Here is a 19269-nt window from a genome sequence, read left to right as displayed (position 1 = left end):
CTCCCCTGGTGGCTGCCGACCTGGCCGCCGTCGCGCGTACTGGTCTGTTTGATGATGTCAGATATATTCCCCCACCGAGTGCCACATCTCAGTGGTATGGAATTTGCTGCTGATGGGTAGTCGGTAGAGGCAATTCGGGTAGCGGCACAGTCAAACGGCATTGCCGCAGCTAACTTGACCCCATCAAGTTCCGCCGCACGTGCGTAGATGGGCTGCCACACAACCCTAGGACGGCATGACCGACTTCATTGACCAGGCCATCGAAGGTAGGGGCCTGGTCGCGGTGTTTCAGCAGGTCGTGGAGCTCCCCACAGAAGTCGTTGTGGGCTATGAGGCGCTGGCTCGTTGGCCCGCGTTGGGTAATCCCTCGCCGACGGACATCTTCGACCGCGCCGCGAAGACCGGCGGTCTTGATCGGCTCGATGCGCTGTGCATCCGCGCTGCAGCTCAAGGTGCCCTCCAGCGCGATTTCACCCCTGGGGCGCTGTTGCTGGTCAATTGCGAACCGGCGACCGCGGCACCCATTCCGTCCGTCGAGCCTGATGTCATGCGTGCGGCCGCCGCGTTCCGTCTCACGTTCGAGATCACCGAACGCGGACTGCTGACCAACCCTCGTGCATTGCTGCGCAAGGTGGCTGCGTTGCGCGCCCTGGGCTTCGCGATCGCATTGGATGACATTGGCTCCCATCCTGACTCGCTGGTACTGCTCGATGTGGTCGCGCCGGACATCCTCAAGCTCGATATGGGCTTGGTTCAGCGCCAACCGGATCGGATGCTCGCCCGCACCGTCGCCGCGATCATCGCCCACCACGAGCGCACCGGCGCCGTCATCTGCGCCGAAGGCATCGAGACCGCCGAACATCTGGAACAGGCACTGGCCTACGGCGCTACTCTGGGCCAGGGCAATTGGTTTGGCGTGCCGGGGCAGGTGACGGGTGGACCGGAACCTTTCGAGTGGCCGGCACGTAGGACCGTCTCCGCACCGGTCGGACACGACTCGGCGATGGATTTGGCCGTCGCCGGCCTACCCACCCGGACCGTGCGCAAGCAGACCGTGACCGCACTTTCACACCACATCGGCCGTATCGCCGCCACGGCGCAGAACGCGCCGATTGTGCTGGCGACCCTACACCCGGACGAACATCTGGATCCGCAGACCGAGCGGATGTTCTCGGCCATCGCCGAAAGATCGCCACTGGTGGCCGTCTTCGGTCGGGACTGGCCCGCCAGTCCCCGGGTTCGGGGTGTGACTCTCGATCGCGACGATCCGCTCTTGCGCGAATCGACGATCCTGGTGCTCGGCCCCGAAACTGCCTGCGGGTTGATCGCACGCGAGCGGCCCAGTCCCTCACCACATTCGACCGATGGCGAGAAGCGGCGGTTCGACATGGTGATCACCTACGACCATCAACGCGTCACCGCAGCGGCCCGCCCGCTACTCGACAGGCTGGTCTGATTACGTCGTCTACAGACGCGCCCGGGGCCGTGCCGTCCCATGGTTTCTTGTTTGCTGAGATTGTCGAGAGTGTGAATCCGCTCCAGATTATGGCCACTATCAAAACTTATTGACATTGCTGAAAGTCCAGCGTCGTGATTCGACTCGGCAAAGTTGGCTGTCCCGCCAAAACGGAACTTCTACCGGTTGACATGTTTTGCTGGGAGACCCGAACCAGCTGCTGCTTGTCGGAGGCTGCCACTAGCGTCGCCGGAATGAGTTTCATTTCGACACGCATCATCACAGCCGACGTCAAACGCCTGGTCGAGTTCTACGAGTTGGTCACCGGAGTCGCCGCCGTGTGGGCCAATGAGTTGTTCGCCGAGATCCCCACGTCTATCGGCACGCTGGCTATCGGCAGCGACAAGACGGTGCCGCTGTTTGGAGTCGGATCCGCTGAACCGGCAGCCAACCGGAGCGCGATTCTGGAGTTCATCGTCCACGACGTGGATGCCGATTATCAGCGCCTGCGAGAGCATCTCGACGACGTCGTGACCGAACCGACAACCATGCCGTGGGGCAACCGCGCGCTGTTGTTTCGCGACCCGGACGGCAACCTCGTCAACCTGTTCACCCCGGTCACCGACGAGGCCCGGGCGAAGTTCGGTGCCGCCGGGCCGCGCTAGTATCCGCGAATGCGTGGAACACGAGTGTCCGGGGTGCTTCTCGGAGTGACTGTCGTCGCCCTCATCACCGCGGGGTGTGGGGGTTCGGGCTCCACCGGCCAATCCGCCACCACCAGCGCGCCGGCCACCTCGACCGCGCCGCCCGCCCAGCAGGCGGTCGCTTTCGGAACCTCGGTCGACGTCGCCGCGGACGGCGGCGTGGCGACCTACACCGTCGACAACCTGCGCCCGGTGCCACCCGACGCGCAGATAGTCCCGGCCAAGGGCACGATGTACGCCGTCGACGTGACGATCCTCGCCAAGACCGGCACGACCGCCTACAACGGGTTCTGGTTCGTCGCGCGAGCCGCTGACGGCTCGAACATTGCACCCGCCGTCGGCGCGGTCCAGCCAGGCATCACTTCCGGACAGCTTCCACAGGGCCAGCAGTTGGCCGCCCACGTCGCGTACGACGTCCCGGAGGGCAAGGCGATCACCGCGATCATGTTCCGCGATCCGAAGGGCAAGCTGTTGGCGGTGTGGGCGACGGGGTAGCGGTCCCCGCCCGGGGTCCGGCATCGTAGTGAAGATGATCAGGTCGGTGGCGGCAATCCTCGTGGTGGCTGCGGTCCCCATCGTGTTCGCTTCGGGAGCTTCGGCCGACACGGCGCAGTACACCATCGACCAGCTCCAGGCGCAGGGCTACGTCGTCGCGATCAATTGGGTCGACGGCAACACCGGAGCTCCGTTGTCCTCATGCCGGGTGGTGGCCGTCCATAACCCGGACAGCTCACCGAGCGGGTCCACCACCGCGACCACCGTCTACGTCGACTTGGCGTGCTCGCGCCAGCAGGCACCGGTCGGTATCGGCGTCGGTATCGGCTAGGGCCCCCGCCAATCAGTCTGCAACGACTTGGATTTCGCCGCCAAGCCGATAGGTCGCAATCAGCGGCAGGACGTCACCGCTCCAGAATCGTCCCGGGTCGAACCAGTTCTCGTTCTTCTCGGTGGTCAGCAAACCCATCTCCTCGTAGGTGATGGCGACCGTCTCGGCACAGTAGGCCGTCTGCAGCCCCAATTCTCGCTCGGCGACTTTGCGTCGTTCGGCAGACTCGCGAACCTTCTTGTGCACGAGGGGGATACCACGGGTCCAGTCGCTGACGGTGGGGAGCCGGCCGCGCAGCCAGCGACCGGTCAGCCGAGCGGTCGAGGGGAACGGGGTGCCGTCCATCCTGGCGATCACCTCCAGCAGGCGGTCTTCCTGCTCGCGGGTGACCTGCGGGGTGAGCTGGCGCAGCCAGCAGCGCTGGCCGTATTGGTGCAGCCATTGTTCGACGGCCTCGACGGCGTCGTTGAGTTGCACCCCGCGGTGATTGGTGCCTGTCCATAAGTCCAGAAGTTTGTGGCCGAGCTCGGCGTGCCAGATCAGCGGGGGCAGGTCGTCGATGGCCACCGTCATGCCGACGTGGTTGACGGGGGCGTTGGTCAGGGTCTGGATCGCCCGGTCCGGCCCCGAGCCGCCGCGGAACAGCCAGACGTCACCGGTGCGGGTCTCGTTCAGCGCCTGTGTCAACGACACGGTGTGCTCGGTCACCAGCGCAGCATAATGTGATCGCATGCGCGATATCTGGAAGTGGATCGGGCTCGCCGGTGCGGCCGGCGTCGTCGCCGGCGGTGTTCTCGTCGCGCGGGACCAGCGCAAGCGCAAGGCCTACACACCCGACGAGATCCGGGCCCGGCTGCACCAACGGCGTGCCGAGGCGTCGGCGGCGCAGCCCGGCGAGGGGAACTAGGCGCTACAGCCGAACCCCATCGATCAACGCGTGACGGGGTCTGCGCCGGCGTCGCGCAGCCGAACTAAGTCATCGCTGGTCGGGGCGCCTTCCCAATCACCGTCATTCGTGCATGCCCATGCCCCGCACGCGATCGCGGTCTGCAGGCAGCTCGACAGTGGCGAGGAGCGGGCCGCGGCGATGAGCCACCCGGCGACGAAGGCGTCGCCGGCGCCAACGGTGTCGACGACGGGCACGGTCAGGGCATTCGCCGATTCGAACCTTCCGTCGGCGCTGCCCGCGATCGCGCCGTTTGCTCCGCGTTTGAGCACGGCGCACTGCGCTCCAAAATCCAGCAGCCCCCTCAGGGCGGCTCCCGGTTCGGACTCGCCGGTGACCAGTTCGGCCTCGTCTTCACCGGCGAAGACGATGTCGGCTCGGCTCAGCAGATCGCGGTAGATCGTGGCGGCTTCACCGGGGTCCCGCCAGAGCGTTTGACGGTGATTGACGTCGAAGGAGACCTGGGTGCCGGCTGCGCGGGCACGGCCGATGGCGGCGTGGATCGTTGCCCTCGGTTGTTCGCCGAGCGCAGCAGAGATGCCGGTTACGTGCAGGATGCTGGCACTCTCGATGACATCGGGTGGAAGATCGGCGGGATTGAGCTGGCTGCCAGCTTGATCCCGCCGGTAGTAGGTGATGTGGCTGGTCCTGGGTTGCGGATGCTGTTTGAGCATCAGCGATGTCGCGTGGTCGGCATCGTGGACGGCGTAGGGCGCGACGTTCTCGGCGCGCAGCTCCCGCACGATGAGTTCGCCGATGGCGTCGGCGCCCAGGCGCCCTATCCATGCCGCGCGACCGCCCAGACGCGCGATGCCGATCGCGACGTTGCTCTCGGCGCCTCCGAAGCCGAGGCGGGTTGCCGCTCCGTTGTGCAGACGCCCAGGGCGTTCCACGGTGAGTAACCCCAGGCTTTCACCGACGGTGACGAGGTCGAAGCGCCGGATGTCGTCGCTCACATTGCCGCTCTGGCTGATTGGGCTGCCCTTAGCGCGGCGCGTGCCGAAGTGGTCACCGCCGCGGCGCCGTCACGTGCGGCGGTGGCGATCCAGCTGCCGCTGACAGCGAAGACCGCAGGGCGACTGAGGAACTCGCTGATGTTGGCCGCGCTCATCCCAGCCGAGGGCATGAAGCCGACATCAGGGAACACATCGGCGTAGGCGTCGAGCATCGCGAGTGCGTCAACGCTCGAGGCGGGAAACAACTTGACGTGATCGACGCCCAACCGCCGGGCGGCCAGCACTTCGGTAGCGGTCAAGACGCCGGGGATGATGGGTACGCCCACGTCCTGGGCGACACTGACCACTTCGGGGTCAAGGCCAGGAGTGACGATGAACTGCGCTCCCGACTCGATCACCTGCCGCGCCTCGACCGCTGTGCGCACGGTGCCCGCCCCGACCATCAGATCCCCGCGGGCGGCTAACCGCTCAATGGCGGTAAGGCCGTAGGCATGCCGCAAGGTCACCTCGACGACGGGCAGTTCACCGGCGACCAAACCGTCGGCCAGCGTGTCGGCCTGCGTTGGTGAGGTCAACGTCGCCAGCGGAACGACGGGTTGGGTGAATATCGTTGTCACGTTGCTCACCGGGCATCGGCAAAAGTGGGGTTGGTGCCGTAACGGCCAAGAGCGGCGCTGTCGAGCTCAACGCCCAATCCTGGGCCTGCGGGAACTGCGAGCATGCCGTCGGCGCCCAAGGTCCAGCCGCCGCTGACGAGACCGTCGATGTAGGCCGAGCCGGTCTTGTACTCGACAAGGTCTGTCCCTGACAGAGCCGAAGCCAGCTGCAGGTCCGCGGCCAACCCGATGGCGGTGTTCCAGCCGTGCGGAATGAGCCGGATCCCGTAGTCCTGCGCGGCCCAGCCGATTCGGCGAGATTCGCTCAGACCGCCACCCTTGGTGGTGTCCGGTTGCACGATGTCGAAGGCGCCGGCCCGAAGGTACGGTGCAAACGACTGCCTGCGGGTCAGGACCTCCCCGCCGCTGATCGGTACCTTCGAGTACGCCCGCAACCGAGCGAAGCCGTCGACGTCATCGGGTGGCAGCGCCTCTTCAAACCAGGCGACGTCGTAGTCGGCCAACATGTCAGCGGTGCGTTTCGCCCACGACAAATCCCCGGGGAAGAAAGCCTCCGAACCGCCGGCATCGACCGCCAACAGATGCTCACCGACCGCCTTGCGCGCGGCCGCGACGGTGCGCTCGTCGGTGGCACGGTCGACGCGTCCGAACTTCCACCATCCGATCTTGAATGCGGTGAATCCGGCATCGACGAGACGGCTGAGGTTGTCGGTCATCGTCGGCTCTTCGTCCATCAGCACCGATGCGTATGGGCGCACCCGTTCGCGGTGCCGTCCGCCCAGGAGTCTGCCTGCCGGTTGTCCCAGCGCCTGGCCGGCCACGTCCCACAGGGCGATGTCGAGGGCACTGGTGGCGTGGGTCAAGGCGCCGCCGCGTCCCATCCAAAATGCCCCCTGGTGCAGCGTTTCGGTAATCCGCTCCACCTCGAGAGCGTTCTCGCCGATCAGCTGTGGGCGCAGCAGATCCAGGGCGGCGTCGACGAGTGCCTGCGAGGTGAATGCGCTTCCCACTCCGATCAGCCCGGTGTCAGTGTGGACGGCGACCAGGGTGTGTACGACGTCGTCGGGCTTGAGTTCGTTGGACCAGCCGCCCTCCGGTGTGGCTCCGCGCAATCCGCAAGTCTCGATACGGACGATGTTCACTACGATGTGCTCCTTCGAAGGGTTGTCGAGGTAATCAGTTGTGTTGTGTTAGTTGCCGTCCCGGCCGGTGCGAGGTACGGACTGCGTCGCTGACGACTGGGGTGCCGTTGACCCAGACGTGTCGAGCCGCGTCGGCGTATCCCTGTGGCACTTTCCAGGTGTCTGTTCGGTCGAGGATGGCCGGATCGAACACCACGACATCGGCGTGAGCACCGACGACGAGGTGCCCGCGCCCGCGAATACCGAAGTGCTCGGCCACCATTCCGGTCATTTTGTGTACGGCCTCTTCCAGACTGAGGGTGCCTGCGGGAACGTGGTGCGCCAGGTAATGGGTATGGCCGTAGAAAAAGAGCGGGTGGCGCGTACGAGCGGCGAGTGGGCCGTCGTGGCGGGTGGTGAACGCGTCGACGCCGAGCAGGAAGTGATCGTGGCGCACTGCTTCGGCGACGTGTTCGGCGGTGAATAGTTCACCCATGAGCTGTACGCCACCGAGATCAGCACCTGCGGCGGCCAAGACGTCGAAGAGGCAGTCCCATTCGTCTTGACCCTGCTGATGTGCGATCTCGGGAAAGGTCAGCCCCTGCCAGTGCGGGTGGGTGGCGCTCACCCCAAGCCGGACACGATCCCACTGCCCCGCATGCACGAACCGCCAGTATCTGTCGCTGTCCTGGCGGACACGGTGCCGAATCTTCGGATCGTTCAACAGCGCGGCGGCCTCGGCGGCAGGCCGCTCAACCAGCCAGCCCGGCAGCAGTCCAGCCGCTAACCCGATGCCATGCGGGTACGGGGTCATATCGGCCAAGACGTCAATCCCGCTGCGGCGCTGTTTCATCACGTCTTCGACCGCGCGCTCCCATGCACCGGGTTGCGCGCCGGTGTTGTGGCGCACGTTGAGGTGCGATAGCTGCGCACGAACCTGCGCGGCGTGAACGACGCTGAAGAACTCGTCGACCGCGGCACCGAGACCTTGGTCGCGGTTTCGAATGTGACTGGCATACATGCCATGTCGCCGGCCGACGACGCGGGCCAGCTGCGCGAGTTCCTCGGTACGGGAGAATCGGCCAGACCCGTACTCCAAGCCACTGGACAGTCCGATCGCGCCGGCATCCATCGCCTCTTCGAGCAGACGGATGCGTTCGCGTTCTTCGTCGATTCCCTCGCTTTCCGCGCGCCCGTGAGCCGCGGCCCGGATGGCCGTATGACCGACGAACCACATGAGATTCTGCGCTGTGCCGGCCGAATGCACTCGGGTGAGTAGGTCTGGGAAACTCCGCCAGTCCACGGGGCCGTCGTACCCCATCGAACGCAATGAGCCGCGCGCGCCGGCGACGTCGTGCTCGCTGAGCGGTGCGTAGGTCACGCCACAGTTGCCGACGACCTCGGTTGTCACTCCTTGGTGGATGGTGCTCATCGCGTCGGCGTTGCCCAGTACTGACCAGTCGCTGTGGCTGTGTGGGTCGATCAGCCCGGGAGTGACGATCATGTCGCGACAGTCCAGCGTCTGCCGAGCGGTCACATCATCGGACAGGCCGATGTAGGCGATGCGATCCCCCGAGAGCCCGACATCGCAGCGCCGTCGCTGGCTTCCGGTGCCATCGACGATCTCGCCGCCCACAAGCAGGGTGTCCACAGCGAACACCTCAGAGCACCTTGCTGAGGAAGGCGCGGGTTCGGTCCTGTTTCGGATCGCTGAATACCTCAACGGGAGAGCCGATCTCGATGATCGTGCCGGCATCCATGTACACGACGCGATCGGCGACCTCACGGGCGAATCCCATCTCGTGTGTGACGACGATCATCGTCATTCCGTCGGCGGCCAGACCCTTCATCACGGCGAGTACTTCACCGACGATCTCGGGATCGAGCGCCGACGTCGGTTCGTCGAACAACATGATTGCCGGATCCATCGCCAGGGCCCGTGCGATCGCCACTCGCTGCGCTTGACCGCCGGATAGGGAGTCGGGATACACCTTTGCCTTCTCGGTGAGCCCTACCCGATCAAGCAGATCGCGGGCGCGGTCTTCGGCTTCCTGTTTGGGGCGCTGCAGCACTCGGCGCGGAGCAAGAGTGATGTTGTCGATAACGGTCATGTGGGGAAAGAGGTTGAAATGTTGAAACACCATGCCGACATCGCGGCGGACCGTCGCCAGATCAGCTGAGGTTTCGTTCGGTGTCAAGGTGTGGCCATTGACTACCACAGTTCCCGCCGATGGTCGCTCCAAGCCGTTGATGCAACGCAGCAGTGTGCTCTTGCCCGATCCCGAGGCGCCAATGATGCACACCACTTCTCCCTCGGAGACGGTCCATGAAACACCATGCAAGACTTCGGTTTTACCGAAGCTCAGGCGTAGGTCTGTGACAGCCACAATTGGTTTGCTCATTGAGATTTTGCTCCTGTGGTCAGGGCGAGTGCATCGGTGATCTCGGGCGGCGCAGCATGTACGCCAAGGCGTTGCTCGTACCAGCGTGCTGCCGTCGACAGCGCGAAACAGATCACGAAGTAGAACAGGCCGACGATCAGATAGGTCAGGATTGGATCGGCGGTGAGCGAGCTGACGACGTTGCCGGCGCGCGTCAGTTCGACAAGCCCGATCACGGCAACCAGCGAGCTGTCTTTGATCAATACGACGAGGAACCCAACGCCCGGGGGAATGATGATGCGCGCCGCCTGAGGTACCACGACCCAGCGCATCTGTTGGGCGTACGACATGCCCAGCGCCTGAGCCGCCTCGAACTGGCCGCGGGGCACGGCCTGAATGCTGCCGCGGACCAGTTCGGCGATGTACGCGGCGGCGAACACCGATAGCGCAATCACGGCTGCCCAGTACTCGGGCAGGCTGCTGCCGGGATTGAGCAGGGGCAGACCAAAGTAGACGAAGAAGATGATGAGCAGCACTGGTATACCGCGGATCAACGCGACATAGATCGCCGCGATCCAACGCAGCAGCTTGACCGGTCCAGTGCTCATCAGCCCGATCACCGTCCCGCCGATACCGCCGAAAAGAACTGACAGCAAGCAGATCTGGACCGTCACGACGGCGCCCCGCCAGATGAGGGACAGGTGATCGGCATTGAGTTCCTGGAACATCACGCCACCTTCCACTTGATGAAGCGGGTTTCGATCAGTCGGGACAGCGCGGCCATGATGAACGCAACAGAGAAGTAGAGCAGCCCGCCGATAGTGAAGGCTTCGATGGTGCGGAACGTGGTCGAGGTGATGCCCATCATGACGTGTGTGAGGTCTGGTACGGCCACCACAGAGGTGATCGACGAAGCAAGGAACAACAGAATGGTCTGATTAGTGATGGCGGGCAGTACATTTCGTAAGGCTGGCGGCAGCAGCACTCGCCAGAAGGTGTCCCGGCTGCTGATGCCGAGGGCGGCGGCGGCTTCGGTCAGACCTTTGGGTACCGACCGAAAACCCGCCCGATAGATTTCAGCGAGGTACCCAGAATTGTTAATACTGAGTGCAATCACTCCAGCAGTGATCGGATCGAAATTGACTCCAACCTGTGGCAGCGCAAAATAGATGAGATACAACTGCAGCAGCAGAGGCGTGTTGCGGATGATTTCGATGTATCCCGCGGCTGTCCACCGCAAGGGGCGCCAGGAGGCTTGGCGGGCCGCGTAAACGAGAATGCCCAGGGCTGCGCCGATGAGTGTGGCGGCGACGCTGATGGCCACGCTGATTCCCAGACCGCGCAAGAGTGCACTGGTGTAGGGGATGAGATCGCCGTAGTAGAGCTGCATGGGTTATCCGAGGCGTTCTTCGACGGTGCTCCTGTCTACTTGATGAGGTCGGGGACGTCCATCCCGAGCCACTTTTGGTAAGAATCGTTGGCGGGCTGGCTGATGTTGTAGTTCATGATGAAGTTGTTCAGGTAGTTCAGCCAGATCTGGTCGCCCATCTTGGCGCCGAACGACACCAACGATGGTGCCAGTGCGGGCGCGTCGAGGACACGGACGGCGCCGCCCTGGCTCTTGCGGATGTCGGCGACCACGGAGGTGCTCTCCATCAACGCGTCGACCTTTCCGCTGCGAAGGGCTTGGATGGAGTCGGCGACGGCTTCGAACAGGGTTGCTTTCGCCTCGGGGAACTGAGCGGCCAAGATTGTCGCCGGGACGCTGCCGCGTGTTGCGGCCACGGTGCGTCCGGCCAGATCGGCGTAGCTGCGAATCGGGCTGTCGGCCGGCACAACAACCAGTTGGCCTTCGGTGGCGTATGGACGCGTGAGGGCCACCACCTGGGCTCGCTCATCGAGATTGGTGAGCGCCGCGATGACAACATCGACTTTCCCGGTTTCGAGCATGGGGATGCGGCTGGCGTTGGTGGTGCCGACGAAGTCGACTTCGGCATTGAGGGATTTGGCCAGGGCTTTTGCCCGATCGATGTCGAATCCCTCGTATTGGCCGGTGCTAGTCATGACCCCGTAGGGCGGTGCGTCGGCGAAGACCCCGATGGTGATCTTCTTGGTGCTCAAGATCTTTGTCAGCGTGCTCGGCTGTCCGTTGTTCGTGCCGGCCTGGTTTGACGATGTACACGCTGCCGTTACGGTCAGCGCGAGGGCAGCCAGTACGGCAACCAGGAGTCGCGTTGTCCTTGTCATGGTGCTCCTTTTCGCTGGGAACTGTTGGTATCGAATGATGTTGACCGGTGCCGGGCTGTTTATGGCCTCGGCGTTCAGGGAATGGGGAACGCGATCGTGGTCATCAACGCATTTTCGGCTTGTCGGGAATCCAGTCGTGTCTGCTGCACGACGACCGGTCGGTCACTGGTCACGACGCAGGAGAAGTCGGCGTCAACGGGCATGGGCTCGGGATCACACAGGTCGTTGAACCGTTGGTGGTGGGTGCGGCGAGCGGCCACGCGCAGACGGTAGGGCCCTGCCGGTTCGCGGTCTTTGAAGTAGATGGTGAGCTCGACGGCGGCGTCGGAATCTCCGGTGTTGAGAATACAAACGGTGTCGTGGCTGGTCATCCCCGGTTCGGGTCCCGTGCTGGTGGGCGGGATGTAACCGTCGACGAGGACCCAGGTGGTGACTCCGAGAGACATGGAGCTGTTTCCCTTCTAGAAAGTGTTGGCGCTCTTGGCCATAAGGCCGCCATCGCACATCAGGTGTGAGCCGGTGACATAGGACGAGTGTGGGGACAGCAGCCAGTGGATGGCGTGCGCGATTTCACGAGGGTCGGCGAGGCGCCTCAGCGGTATTTGTTCGCGGGCCGCGTTGCTGATGGCAGCGCGCTTGTCTGGCAGGTCCGCTGGGGAGACGCCCGCGTACAGCAGGTCGGTGTCGGTGCTGCCGGGGACCACGGCATTGACGCGGATGTCGTGGTCGGCATAGTCCAGTGCCAGAGCCCGCGTCATGGCCGACACGCCTCCTTTGGAGGCTGCATACGCGGTGTTCCCGCCGCCGGCGAAACCCACCAGCGCCGCCGGTGAGGACACCAAGACGATGGATCGCCCCGCGCCAACCCCGCTCGTCGCATCGTCGACCATCGCTGCGAGCGTGTACTTGCAGACCAGGAACGCCCCAGTGAGATTCACATCGAGAGTGCGTTGCCAGTCAACCAGATTCAGTTGATGTGCTGGCGCGTTGATCTCGATTCCGGCGCTGGCCACCAGGCCTGTCGGGGGCCCGAGACGTTCTACGCTGGCGGCGATGGATTCGCCGATCTGTGTCTCCACACTGACGTCGCAGCTGATCGACAATACGTCGCCGGCACCGCGTTCGCGTGCCTCGCGAGCGACCGGCTCGATAGCCTGGCGATGGAGATCGATCAGGGTCAGCCCCATGCCGTGCTCGGCACACAGCAGTGCGGTTGCCCGGCCGATGCCCCCGGCAGCGCCGGTGATGATGAGGTTGCTGCGCATGTTCATACGTCCGTTCCGCGGTCAGTCAGTGGAAGTTCGGTGGTCATTTCTTCGAGTTCACGGCCGGCGGTTTCGCGGACTCCCAGATACACGACAACTCCGGACACCACGGCGAAGAACGCATACAGGCTGTAGCTGAAGGGAAGTGAAATCTCCCGCAATGTCGGGAAGGTGAGATTCACGGCGATGCCGGCTACCCAGTTGGCGGCTGCAGACAATGAAAGTGCCGCGGCACGAATGTTATTGGGGAACATCTCACCCAGGAGCACCCACACTGCCGGACCCCACGACGCCGCAAAAAACACGACAAAGACGTTGGCGGCGATCAGGGTGGTGACGCCCCACGGTGACGGAAGGGCGAGATGACCGTCTCCGTTGAGAACCGCGCGGCTGAATCCGATAGCGACGACCACGAGACTGACGGCCATCCCCGCTGACCCGACCAGCAACAGGCGTCGTCGTCCCACGCGGTCGATCAGCAGAATCGCCACGATGGTCGCTACGACGTTGACCACAGACGACGCCACCGAGAGGGAGAACGCCGCCGATTCGCCGAACCCGACGCTGTTCCACAGCGAGGTGGAGTAGTAGAAGATCACGTCGATGCCGACCAGGGCCTGGCACGCTGCGATGCCGACCCCCACCCACACCAGTGGCAGAAGCCCTGTTCGCGAGCTGAGCACATCACGGAATCGAGGCTTGACATCCGCCGACAGGGTGGCGGCGATCCGGCTCACCTGTTCGGACGCGGCTGACGGTGCGCTCGCGAACAAACGTTGGATCGTCTGACTCGCCGCCCCCAGTTTTCCCGTAGCGACCAGATGACGTGGCGATTCGGGAATCACCAAGGCGAAAAGACCGTAAAGAGCGGCGGGAACAACGCCCGCGAGGAACATCCACCGCCATGCGGGAAGTCCAAGCAGCTCGGCTGCGTCGGCGCCGTTGAGCAGGTCGGCGATCATCGCCGACCACAGCAACGCGGTGAATATCCCTAGGACAATTGCCATTTGCTGCAGCGAGGACAAGACTCCGCGTCGCGCGGCGGGGGCGATCTCGGAGATGTACAGCGGCGCGAGTACCGACGCCATGCCGACAGCGATCCCCGTCGTCAGGCGCCATCCCACCAATGCGCCCGGAGACGACGACAAGGCGCAGCCGACGCTTGATGCGCAGAAGACCACAGCGGAAATCAGCATGGCGGGGCGGCGACCGAGTCGATCGGCGATCCAGCCCGCTGCCGCCGCTCCGCCCGCTGCACCACCAAGGGTTACGGCGACGACGGCGCCGAGCATGGCGCTGCTGAGGTCGAACGTCTTCGTGATGGCGTCAACCGCGCCATTGATGATCGCCGTGTCGAACCCGAACAAGAAGCCACCGATGGCGGCGGCAATCGAGATCAGCACCACGCGTCGTGGCAGATGAGTCGGCTCGCCCACGCCGGCTGGCGTGGTGTGTACAACGGGGGTCACTTCGGGCATGGGCTCGCCTCCGAATTGTCAACAACGTGTGGCGTGGACCATATAGTTGATTGTCAACAATTGTCAATCACTCAAAGGAGGCTCTGCGAACGAGGATTCAGCTACCTGGCAGGTCGTGTACGTGCGCCGTCAAGGCGGCGACGGCTGCCGAGACGTCGCGGCGGCGCAGGACTTCCAGGAGGTGAGCATGTTGATCGACGATGTCATGTGCCGAGGCATGACGGCGTGCATCGCGACGGAAGTAGGCCCACACCCGCGGCTGGATCACGCTCCAGAGCTGTGGCGAATGCTCGTGGCCCGATGAGTCGATAAGGGTTTGGTGGAACTGCACGTCGAGATCTGCCAGCAGGTCCAAGCTGCCGCGGTTGGCGGCGTCCGCCATCAGATCGACGATGGAGGCCAGGCGGTCAAAGACCGTGTCAGGCATGTTTTCGAGGCCGTGGGTGATGGCGAATTTCTCTAGTGTCAAACGGATCGGTACCAGGATGTCGTGGACCTCTTCGTCGGTGACCCCCAGAACCTCGGTACCGCGGTACGGGTAGGAGACGACGAGGCCTTCTTGTTCGAGCTGCCGAAGCGCTTCGCGTATTGGTCCGCGACTGGTCCCCAATTGATCGGCCAGGTCGCTTTCCACCAATTTGTCCCGCGGCCTGAGCCTGCCGGCAACGATTTCCTGGCGAAGAATCTGCGCGACGCGATGCCTTCGCGAGTCGTTCTTCAACGATGCACGAATCTCGGCCACGTACCCACCTCTCTCCTGGGCGTTCAGTCTACAGCGCATGATTGCTGACAATTGACGACAATCTGCAGGAGCGCGTGATACGTGTCCTGAGACGGCCGGGCTAGGTCGACACGGCGTAGAGCCGATGCGTTCCGGCGAAACCTTTCAGCTCGACCTCCCGGCCCGCGTCGAAATCGTGCCTGCCGCCCACCGCGGTGCGTACCGATTCGCTGACCAGGATCTCGCCACCGTCGGCCTGGCCGGCGACGCGGGCCGCCATCGCCACGTTGCGGCCGAACACGTCATCGCCGCGCAGCACCGACTTACCCATGTGGATTCCGATTCGTACCCGAATTCTGTTGTGCCGCGCCCGTTTTGCATCGCGCTCCAGCGCGCGCTGCATCGCCACCGCGCAGCTCACTGCGGCTGTCGGATCGGCGAAGGCCACCATGAACCCATCGCCCTGGCTCTTGACGACATGGCCGTCAAACGCCTTGACCAGCCGACGGACCAGCCGATCGTGACTGCCGATGAGCTTGACCCACGCTCGGTCGCCGATGCGTTCGTTGAGTGCGGTGGACTCCTCGATGTCGGAGAACATCACCACCAACTTGCCGTCGGGGGCCAGCCGGGCCAGGTCCGGGCGCTCGACGTCGGCCCAGTCGGCAAGCTCCTCGATCGAGGACCGCACCGCACCACCGAAGCCCTGGGTGCGCACCAGGTTGGCGGTCTGCCACACGGTCTTGACTGCCTCCCGACCGCCCGTCCACAGCATGTTGCGGGTGTCCAGGCGCCCCCGCATCTCCTCGGCCTCGCGCTCGCTGGCCCGCAGGCGTGCGCGCAGCACGACCAGCGCTACGGCCTCGGCCACGGCAAGCACCGCCAATACCGCCGCCGCGATCGTCCAACCCACTCCTGCGCCGCCCTCCGGTCGAGAATCCTGAACTGATGATGCCTCCCTACCACGAGAGCAGATTCCTCCGTGCCAATCACCCGGATCGGGCCCAGACGGTCTGGCTCACGCCACCATGCAGTCGCAAGACGCCCCACCGAATCACCCTGTCCAGCAACGGTTGTGATACCGAACTCCTCGCATCTGGGCGGGCGATATTCGAGATACTCACCGATGAACGACACGCGACGGTGCCTGTTCGGCTGTAGCACACTGGCTACATGGCCATCCTCGTCGTCGGCAGGCTCGAACCGGCACTGGAACAGCAACTCACCGCCGCGCACACCCCATTGCGGTTACCGGCAGCGCCCGAACGGGCCGACTTCCTGCGCCAGCACGCCGATGCTGTCACGGTGATCGTGTGCGGCGGGCGACCCGGCGTCGACGCCGCGCTGATGGACGCACTGCCGCAGCTGCGCGCCATCGTGAACTTCGGAGCCGGTGTCGACGCCATCGACCTCAACGCGGCCCGCGCGCGGGGGATCGGGGTGAGCAATACCCCCGACGTGCTCAGCGACACCGTCGCCGACACCGCGCTTGGCCTGATCCTCGACACCCTGCGGGGATTCGCCGCCGCCGACCGCTATGTGCGCGCCGGGCGCTGGGCAGCGCAGGGACCGTTCCCGTACACCCGTGACGTCACCGGCAGCCGGGTCGGCATCCTGGGCCTGGGCCGGATCGGCTCGGCGATCGCCACCCGGCTGCTCGGATTCGACTGTGCCATCGCCTATCACAACCGCAACGCGATCCCTGACAGCCCACTCCGCTACGCCGCTTCACCGGTGGAGCTGGCCGCGTCCGTCGACGTCCTGGTGGTCGCCACCGCAGGTGGACCGGACTCTGCGCACCTGGTGAACCGCGAGGTTCTGGAGGCACTCGGCCCGCAGGGCTACCTGGTCAACATCGCCCGCGGCAGCGTCGTCGACCAGGACGCGCTGATCGAGTTGCTCACCGCCGGTGGGTTGGCCGGCGCCGGGCTGGATGTCTACGCGAACGAACCGACCGTGCCTGCCGCGTTGGCCGAACTCGACAACGTCGTGCTGCTGCCACACGTGGGCAGCGCGACCGCCCGAACCCGAACGGCCATGGCCACGGTGGCGATGCGCAACCTGGAGGAGTTCCTGACCAGCGGGCAGCTGGTCACGCCGGTCTAGCGGGTGACGAACGAGACGACGGCCTCGCTGAAGGCGTCGTTATCGTCGCCTGCGGCGGTGTGGCCGGCATCGGCGAGTTCGACGAATTCCGCGTGCGGCACCTTCGTCAAGAAATCCTGAACCCCTTCGGCGCTGACAACATCGGAGAGCTTCCCGCGGATCAGCAGGATCGGGATGGTCAGATCGATGGCAGCCTGCTCGAGGCGCTCGACCCGAGCGAACGGATCGTCGTCGGGGGCGGTCAGGAACGCGGGATCCCAGTGCCAGAACCACCGGCCGTCGCGCAGCCGCAGGTTCTTCTTGAGGCCGTCGAGGTTCTTCGGCCTCTTCCGGTGCGGCAAATATTCGGCGATGGCGTCGGCAGCCTGCTGCAGGTTCTCGAAGCCGTGCACATGGCTGAACATGAAGTCCCGGATCCGGGCGCTGCCGCCCTTCTCGAAGCGCGGCACCACATCGACCAGCACCAGCTTGGTGACCTTTGCAGACCCGGCGTGCTCGGCGACCAGAATGCCGGTCAGCCCGCCCATGCTGGCTCCGATCAACACCACCGGCCGGCCGATCTGCTCGAGCACCAGCAGCACGTCGGCCGACAGCGCGTCCACGGTGTACTCGGCGTTGGGCGCCCGGTCGCTGTCGCCGTGTCCGCGAGCGTCCAGCGCGATCACGTGGAAGCCGTGGTCGGCCAGCACCTGCCCGGTGTTCTTCCAGGAGAACCTGTTCTGGCCACCACCGTGCAGCATCAGGATCGTCGGCCGGTCGGCGATCTCCGGGGCGTCGCGGTTCCATTCGTCGGCCACCAGGGTGAGCGCTTTGTCGCCCCGGAACTCGACGGTCTGGGAACCGCTCTTTGCGCTGCTCACGGGCATCCTCTCGGCCGAACCTCAACAGCACGTTACTCAGCGGCGTCCGCGATGACTTTCGGCACCCCGACGGGTCAACCCCATCGAGACCGAACAGAGGAGACCATCCGTGCCCACCGAGCGCTGAGCAGGCAGGTGGTGCCCACCCGGCTTTACCAGCTGCTGTGCGACCCGGATCCGGCCCGGGCGGCCGCCGCGACCACCGCCATGCTCGGGATGCGCAAAATCGTGATCGCCGATCTGGAGGCCGCCGCAGCGCACCCGTGACGGCGCTCACAGGGCCTACCGGTAGCCTTTCGCCCCAAGTACGGGTGATCGGAGCCCGTAGCGCCGTAGAGGGAGAACGATGGCTGACGAGCCCGCCGCGTCCGAGGACGAGGCCGCCACGCCAGAAGAGGTTGAGACGACCCTGGCGGCCGACGACAGTGAACTGCTGGACGAGCCGGCGCAGGCGTTGGTGGTCAAGTCGGGGTGGACCCATGTTCGGCTCGCTCTGGTCGTGGGGACCGTTATCGTCGTCGCCCTCGGCGGGCTCGCCGGTTGGCTCGGCTATCGCGCCTATGACGCCAAGAAGACCGATCAACTTCGCGAGCTCCTCGTCAGCGTCGGCAGGCAGGGTGCGATCAACCTGACCACCATCCACTTCGACGAGGCCGACAAGGATGTGCAGCGCATCCTCGACTCGGCCACCGACGCGTTCTACGACGACTTCGCCAAGCGGTCCCAGCCGTTCATCGAGGTCGTCAAGCAGGCGCAGTCCAAGTCCGACGGCCAGGTGACCGAGGCCGGGCTGGAGTCGATGACCGGCGACCAAGGTCAGGTGCTGGTGGCCGTCACCGTCACGACCTCCAACGCCGGCGCGCCCAACCAGCCACCGCGTTCGTGGCGGATGCGGTTGACGGTCAAGAAGACCGGTAATGACGAAGCGAAGGTCTCGAAAGTGGAGTTCGTGCCGTGACGACTGACAAGCCCGATACTCCCGATCCCGTAGTGGTCGAGGCCAAGACCACCGCGGTCGATCTGACCAAGAGTTCCGGGGAGGAGGCTCCCGCCGGGGAAACCGCTGCCGCGCCCGAAGCCGCACCGAAGGGGCGCTTCAGCCTTGCTGGTGCGGTGGCTTTCGGACTCCTGCCGATCCTTGCTCTGCTGCTCGGCGCGGGCGCCGGCTACCTGAAATGGGAAGACTCATCGCGGCGGGACGCCGACCGGGCCCGCACCGAATCGGTGCAGGCCGCCAAGGACTCGACCGTCGCATTGCTGAGTTACAAGGCCGAGACCGTCGACAAAGATCTTGGCGCCGCCCGCGACCGGCTGACGGGAAGCTTCCTGGACGCCTACACCCAGCTGGTCAACAACGTCGTCATCCCCGGTGCCAAGGAGAAGAAGATCTCGGCGGTGGCTCAGGTGCCTGCCGCTGCATCGGTCTTCGCCAAGCCCGACCATGCCGTGGTGCTGCTGTTCGTGAACCAGACCGTCGTGATGGGCACTGACGCACCCACCAACACCGCCTCCAGTGTGCGGGTCACTCTGGACAAGGTCGGCGACCGTTGGCTCATCTCGGGGTTCGATCCGGTCTAGCCGACAG

Annotated in this window: 23 protein-coding genes and 1 pseudogene; 9 read left to right on the top strand and 15 right to left on the bottom strand. The window is 64.8% G+C overall.

Annotated elements, in window-relative coordinates:
* Positions 1 to 235 precede the first annotated feature (235 nt).
* The 4 genes from G6N38_RS04890 (at position 236) to G6N38_RS04875 (ending at position 2986) form a co-directional block, all read left to right on the top strand.
* Positions 236 to 1456, top strand: a complete 1221-nt coding sequence (locus G6N38_RS04890; protein WP_163746503.1) for a sensor domain-containing phosphodiesterase — start codon at positions 236 to 238, stop codon at positions 1454 to 1456.
* 254 nt (positions 1457 to 1710) lie between these two features.
* Complete coding sequence (locus tag G6N38_RS04885) at positions 1711 to 2121, top strand: VOC family protein (protein ID WP_163746502.1); 411 nt, start codon at positions 1711 to 1713, stop codon at positions 2119 to 2121.
* 9 nt (positions 2122 to 2130) lie between these two features.
* Entirely contained in the window at positions 2131 to 2655 is a 525-nt protein-coding gene (locus G6N38_RS04880; protein ID WP_163746501.1) for a DUF1942 domain-containing protein, read from the top strand.
* A gap of 34 nt (positions 2656 to 2689) precedes the next feature.
* Complete coding sequence (locus G6N38_RS04875) at positions 2690 to 2986, top strand: hypothetical protein (RefSeq protein ID WP_163746500.1); 297 nt, start codon at positions 2690 to 2692, stop codon at positions 2984 to 2986.
* A gap of 12 nt (positions 2987 to 2998) precedes the next feature.
* On the opposite strand, the gene G6N38_RS04870 is transcribed toward G6N38_RS04875, so the two are convergent.
* Positions 2999 to 3679: a guanylate cyclase gene (locus tag G6N38_RS04870; protein WP_163751811.1), complete on the bottom strand. Its 681-nt coding sequence runs from the start codon at positions 3677 to 3679 to the stop codon at positions 2999 to 3001.
* A 37-nt stretch (positions 3680 to 3716) separates the two neighbouring features.
* On the opposite strand from G6N38_RS04870, the gene G6N38_RS30190 reads away from it, so the two are divergent.
* Positions 3717 to 3893: a hypothetical protein gene (locus G6N38_RS30190; protein WP_170314149.1), complete on the top strand. Its 177-nt coding sequence runs from the start codon at positions 3717 to 3719 to the stop codon at positions 3891 to 3893.
* Between the two features lie 23 nt (positions 3894 to 3916).
* Here the strand turns inward: G6N38_RS30190 and G6N38_RS04865 are convergent, their stop codons facing one another.
* From G6N38_RS04865 to G6N38_RS04805, 13 genes are all read right to left on the bottom strand, one after another.
* Positions 3917 to 4888 (bottom strand): sugar kinase, encoded by a 972-nt coding sequence (locus G6N38_RS04865; RefSeq protein WP_246227701.1) that lies wholly within the window; start codon positions 4886 to 4888, stop codon positions 3917 to 3919.
* Positions 4885 to 5505: a bifunctional 4-hydroxy-2-oxoglutarate aldolase/2-dehydro-3-deoxy-phosphogluconate aldolase gene (locus G6N38_RS04860; protein ID WP_163746499.1), complete on the bottom strand. Its 621-nt coding sequence runs from the start codon at positions 5503 to 5505 to the stop codon at positions 4885 to 4887. Before G6N38_RS04860 ends, G6N38_RS04865 begins: the two co-directional genes overlap by 4 nt.
* Before the next feature lie 5 nt (positions 5506 to 5510).
* The gene (locus G6N38_RS04855) at positions 5511 to 6647 is read right to left on the bottom strand and encodes a mandelate racemase/muconate lactonizing enzyme family protein (RefSeq protein ID WP_163746498.1); all 1137 of its coding nucleotides are present in this window, start codon (positions 6645 to 6647) and stop codon (positions 5511 to 5513) included.
* Between the two features lie 34 nt (positions 6648 to 6681).
* Positions 6682 to 8277: an N-acyl-D-amino-acid deacylase family protein gene (locus tag G6N38_RS04850; protein WP_281357887.1), complete on the bottom strand. Its 1596-nt coding sequence runs from the start codon at positions 8275 to 8277 to the stop codon at positions 6682 to 6684.
* 10 nt (positions 8278 to 8287) lie between these two features.
* On the bottom strand, positions 8288 to 9028 hold the full coding sequence (locus tag G6N38_RS04845) for an amino acid ABC transporter ATP-binding protein (protein ID WP_179968481.1): 741 nt from the start codon (positions 9026 to 9028) through the stop codon (positions 8288 to 8290).
* On the bottom strand, positions 9025 to 9735 hold the full coding sequence (locus tag G6N38_RS04840) for an amino acid ABC transporter permease (RefSeq protein ID WP_163746496.1): 711 nt from the start codon (positions 9733 to 9735) through the stop codon (positions 9025 to 9027). The genes G6N38_RS04845 and G6N38_RS04840 overlap by 4 nt, the downstream gene beginning before the upstream one ends.
* The gene (locus G6N38_RS04835; protein WP_163746495.1) at positions 9735 to 10397 is read right to left on the bottom strand and encodes an amino acid ABC transporter permease; all 663 of its coding nucleotides are present in this window, start codon (positions 10395 to 10397) and stop codon (positions 9735 to 9737) included. The genes G6N38_RS04840 and G6N38_RS04835 overlap by 1 nt, the downstream gene beginning before the upstream one ends.
* 35 nt (positions 10398 to 10432) lie before the next feature.
* Entirely contained in the window at positions 10433 to 11254 is an 822-nt protein-coding gene (locus G6N38_RS04830) for a transporter substrate-binding domain-containing protein (RefSeq protein WP_163746494.1), read from the bottom strand.
* Between the two features lie 74 nt (positions 11255 to 11328).
* Positions 11329 to 11700: a sensory rhodopsin transducer gene (locus tag G6N38_RS04825; RefSeq protein WP_163746493.1), complete on the bottom strand. Its 372-nt coding sequence runs from the start codon at positions 11698 to 11700 to the stop codon at positions 11329 to 11331.
* Between the two features lie 15 nt (positions 11701 to 11715).
* Complete coding sequence (locus G6N38_RS04820; RefSeq protein WP_163746492.1) at positions 11716 to 12519, bottom strand: SDR family NAD(P)-dependent oxidoreductase; 804 nt, start codon at positions 12517 to 12519, stop codon at positions 11716 to 11718.
* A 2-nt stretch (positions 12520 to 12521) separates the two neighbouring features.
* A complete protein-coding gene (locus G6N38_RS04815) occupies positions 12522 to 13997 on the bottom strand; it encodes a sugar porter family MFS transporter (protein WP_163746491.1) in 1476 nt (491 codons plus the stop codon).
* Positions 13998 to 14094: 97 nt separating this feature from the next.
* Positions 14095 to 14739 carry a GntR family transcriptional regulator gene (locus G6N38_RS04810; protein ID WP_197748118.1) on the bottom strand — a complete coding sequence of 215 codons (645 nt, stop codon included), beginning with the start codon at positions 14737 to 14739 and terminating at the stop codon, positions 14095 to 14097.
* A gap of 100 nt (positions 14740 to 14839) precedes the next feature.
* Positions 14840 to 15631, bottom strand: coding sequence for an adenylate/guanylate cyclase domain-containing protein (locus tag G6N38_RS04805; RefSeq protein ID WP_163746490.1), 792 nt, complete (start codon positions 15629 to 15631; stop codon positions 14840 to 14842).
* Between the two features lie 260 nt (positions 15632 to 15891).
* On the opposite strand from G6N38_RS04805, the gene G6N38_RS04800 reads away from it, so the two are divergent.
* Positions 15892 to 16824 carry a 2-hydroxyacid dehydrogenase gene (locus G6N38_RS04800; RefSeq protein WP_163746489.1) on the top strand — a complete coding sequence of 311 codons (933 nt, stop codon included), beginning with the start codon at positions 15892 to 15894 and terminating at the stop codon, positions 16822 to 16824.
* On the opposite strand, the gene G6N38_RS04795 is transcribed toward G6N38_RS04800, so the two are convergent.
* Positions 16821 to 17690 carry an alpha/beta fold hydrolase gene (locus G6N38_RS04795; RefSeq protein WP_407662932.1) on the bottom strand — a complete coding sequence of 290 codons (870 nt, stop codon included), beginning with the start codon at positions 17688 to 17690 and terminating at the stop codon, positions 16821 to 16823. The two genes, G6N38_RS04800 and G6N38_RS04795, sit on opposite strands and share 4 nt — an antisense overlap.
* Positions 17691 to 17807: 117 nt before the next feature.
* Between G6N38_RS04795 and G6N38_RS04790 the strand changes: the two are divergent.
* The 3 genes and pseudogenes from G6N38_RS04790 to G6N38_RS04780 all read left to right on the top strand — a co-directional run.
* Positions 17808 to 17951: pseudogene (locus tag G6N38_RS04790) on the top strand (VOC family protein); the annotation flags it as partial.
* Positions 17952 to 18030: 79 nt separating this feature from the next.
* Positions 18031 to 18642, top strand: coding sequence for an Rv1363c family protein (locus G6N38_RS04785; protein ID WP_163746487.1), 612 nt, complete (start codon positions 18031 to 18033; stop codon positions 18640 to 18642).
* A complete protein-coding gene (locus G6N38_RS04780) occupies positions 18639 to 19262 on the top strand; it encodes a hypothetical protein (RefSeq protein ID WP_163746486.1) in 624 nt (207 codons plus the stop codon). The genes G6N38_RS04785 and G6N38_RS04780 overlap by 4 nt, the downstream gene beginning before the upstream one ends.
* The last annotated feature ends 7 nt before the right edge of the window (positions 19263 to 19269 follow it).

The organism is Mycolicibacterium helvum (genome assembly GCF_010731895.1).
Classification (GTDB): Bacteria; Actinomycetota; Actinomycetes; order Mycobacteriales; family Mycobacteriaceae; genus Mycobacterium; species Mycobacterium helvum.
This window is presented reverse-complemented; position numbering and strand designations above follow the sequence as displayed.

Coding starts and splice junctions, on each gene's coding strand:
- G6N38_RS04880 (WP_163746501.1), top strand. CDS start 2,131: ATGCGTGGAACACGAGTGTCCGGGGTGCTTCTCGGAGTGACTGTCGTC.
- G6N38_RS04885 (WP_163746502.1), top strand. CDS start 1,711: ATGAGTTTCATTTCGACACGCATCATCACAGCCGACGTCAAACGCCTG.
- G6N38_RS04795 (WP_407662932.1), bottom strand. CDS start 17,690: ATGCCCGTGAGCAGCGCAAAGAGCGGTTCCCAGACCGTCGAGTTCCGG.
- G6N38_RS04800 (WP_163746489.1), top strand. CDS start 15,892: ATGGCCATCCTCGTCGTCGGCAGGCTCGAACCGGCACTGGAACAGCAA.
- G6N38_RS04830 (WP_163746494.1), bottom strand. CDS start 11,254: ATGACAAGGACAACGCGACTCCTGGTTGCCGTACTGGCTGCCCTCGCG.
- G6N38_RS04845 (WP_179968481.1), bottom strand. CDS start 9,028: ATGAGCAAACCAATTGTGGCTGTCACAGACCTACGCCTGAGCTTCGGT.
- G6N38_RS04785 (WP_163746487.1), top strand. CDS start 18,031: ATGGCTGACGAGCCCGCCGCGTCCGAGGACGAGGCCGCCACGCCAGAA.
- G6N38_RS04815 (WP_163746491.1), bottom strand. CDS start 13,997: ATGCCCGAAGTGACCCCCGTTGTACACACCACGCCAGCCGGCGTGGGC.
- G6N38_RS04820 (WP_163746492.1), bottom strand. CDS start 12,519: ATGCGCAGCAACCTCATCATCACCGGCGCTGCCGGGGGCATCGGCCGG.
- G6N38_RS04840 (WP_163746496.1), bottom strand. CDS start 9,735: ATGTTCCAGGAACTCAATGCCGATCACCTGTCCCTCATCTGGCGGGGC.
- G6N38_RS04825 (WP_163746493.1), bottom strand. CDS start 11,700: ATGTCTCTCGGAGTCACCACCTGGGTCCTCGTCGACGGTTACATCCCG.
- G6N38_RS04835 (WP_163746495.1), bottom strand. CDS start 10,397: ATGCAGCTCTACTACGGCGATCTCATCCCCTACACCAGTGCACTCTTG.
- G6N38_RS04890 (WP_163746503.1), top strand. CDS start 236: ATGACCGACTTCATTGACCAGGCCATCGAAGGTAGGGGCCTGGTCGCG.
- G6N38_RS04875 (WP_163746500.1), top strand. CDS start 2,690: ATGATCAGGTCGGTGGCGGCAATCCTCGTGGTGGCTGCGGTCCCCATC.
- G6N38_RS30190 (WP_170314149.1), top strand. CDS start 3,717: ATGCGCGATATCTGGAAGTGGATCGGGCTCGCCGGTGCGGCCGGCGTC.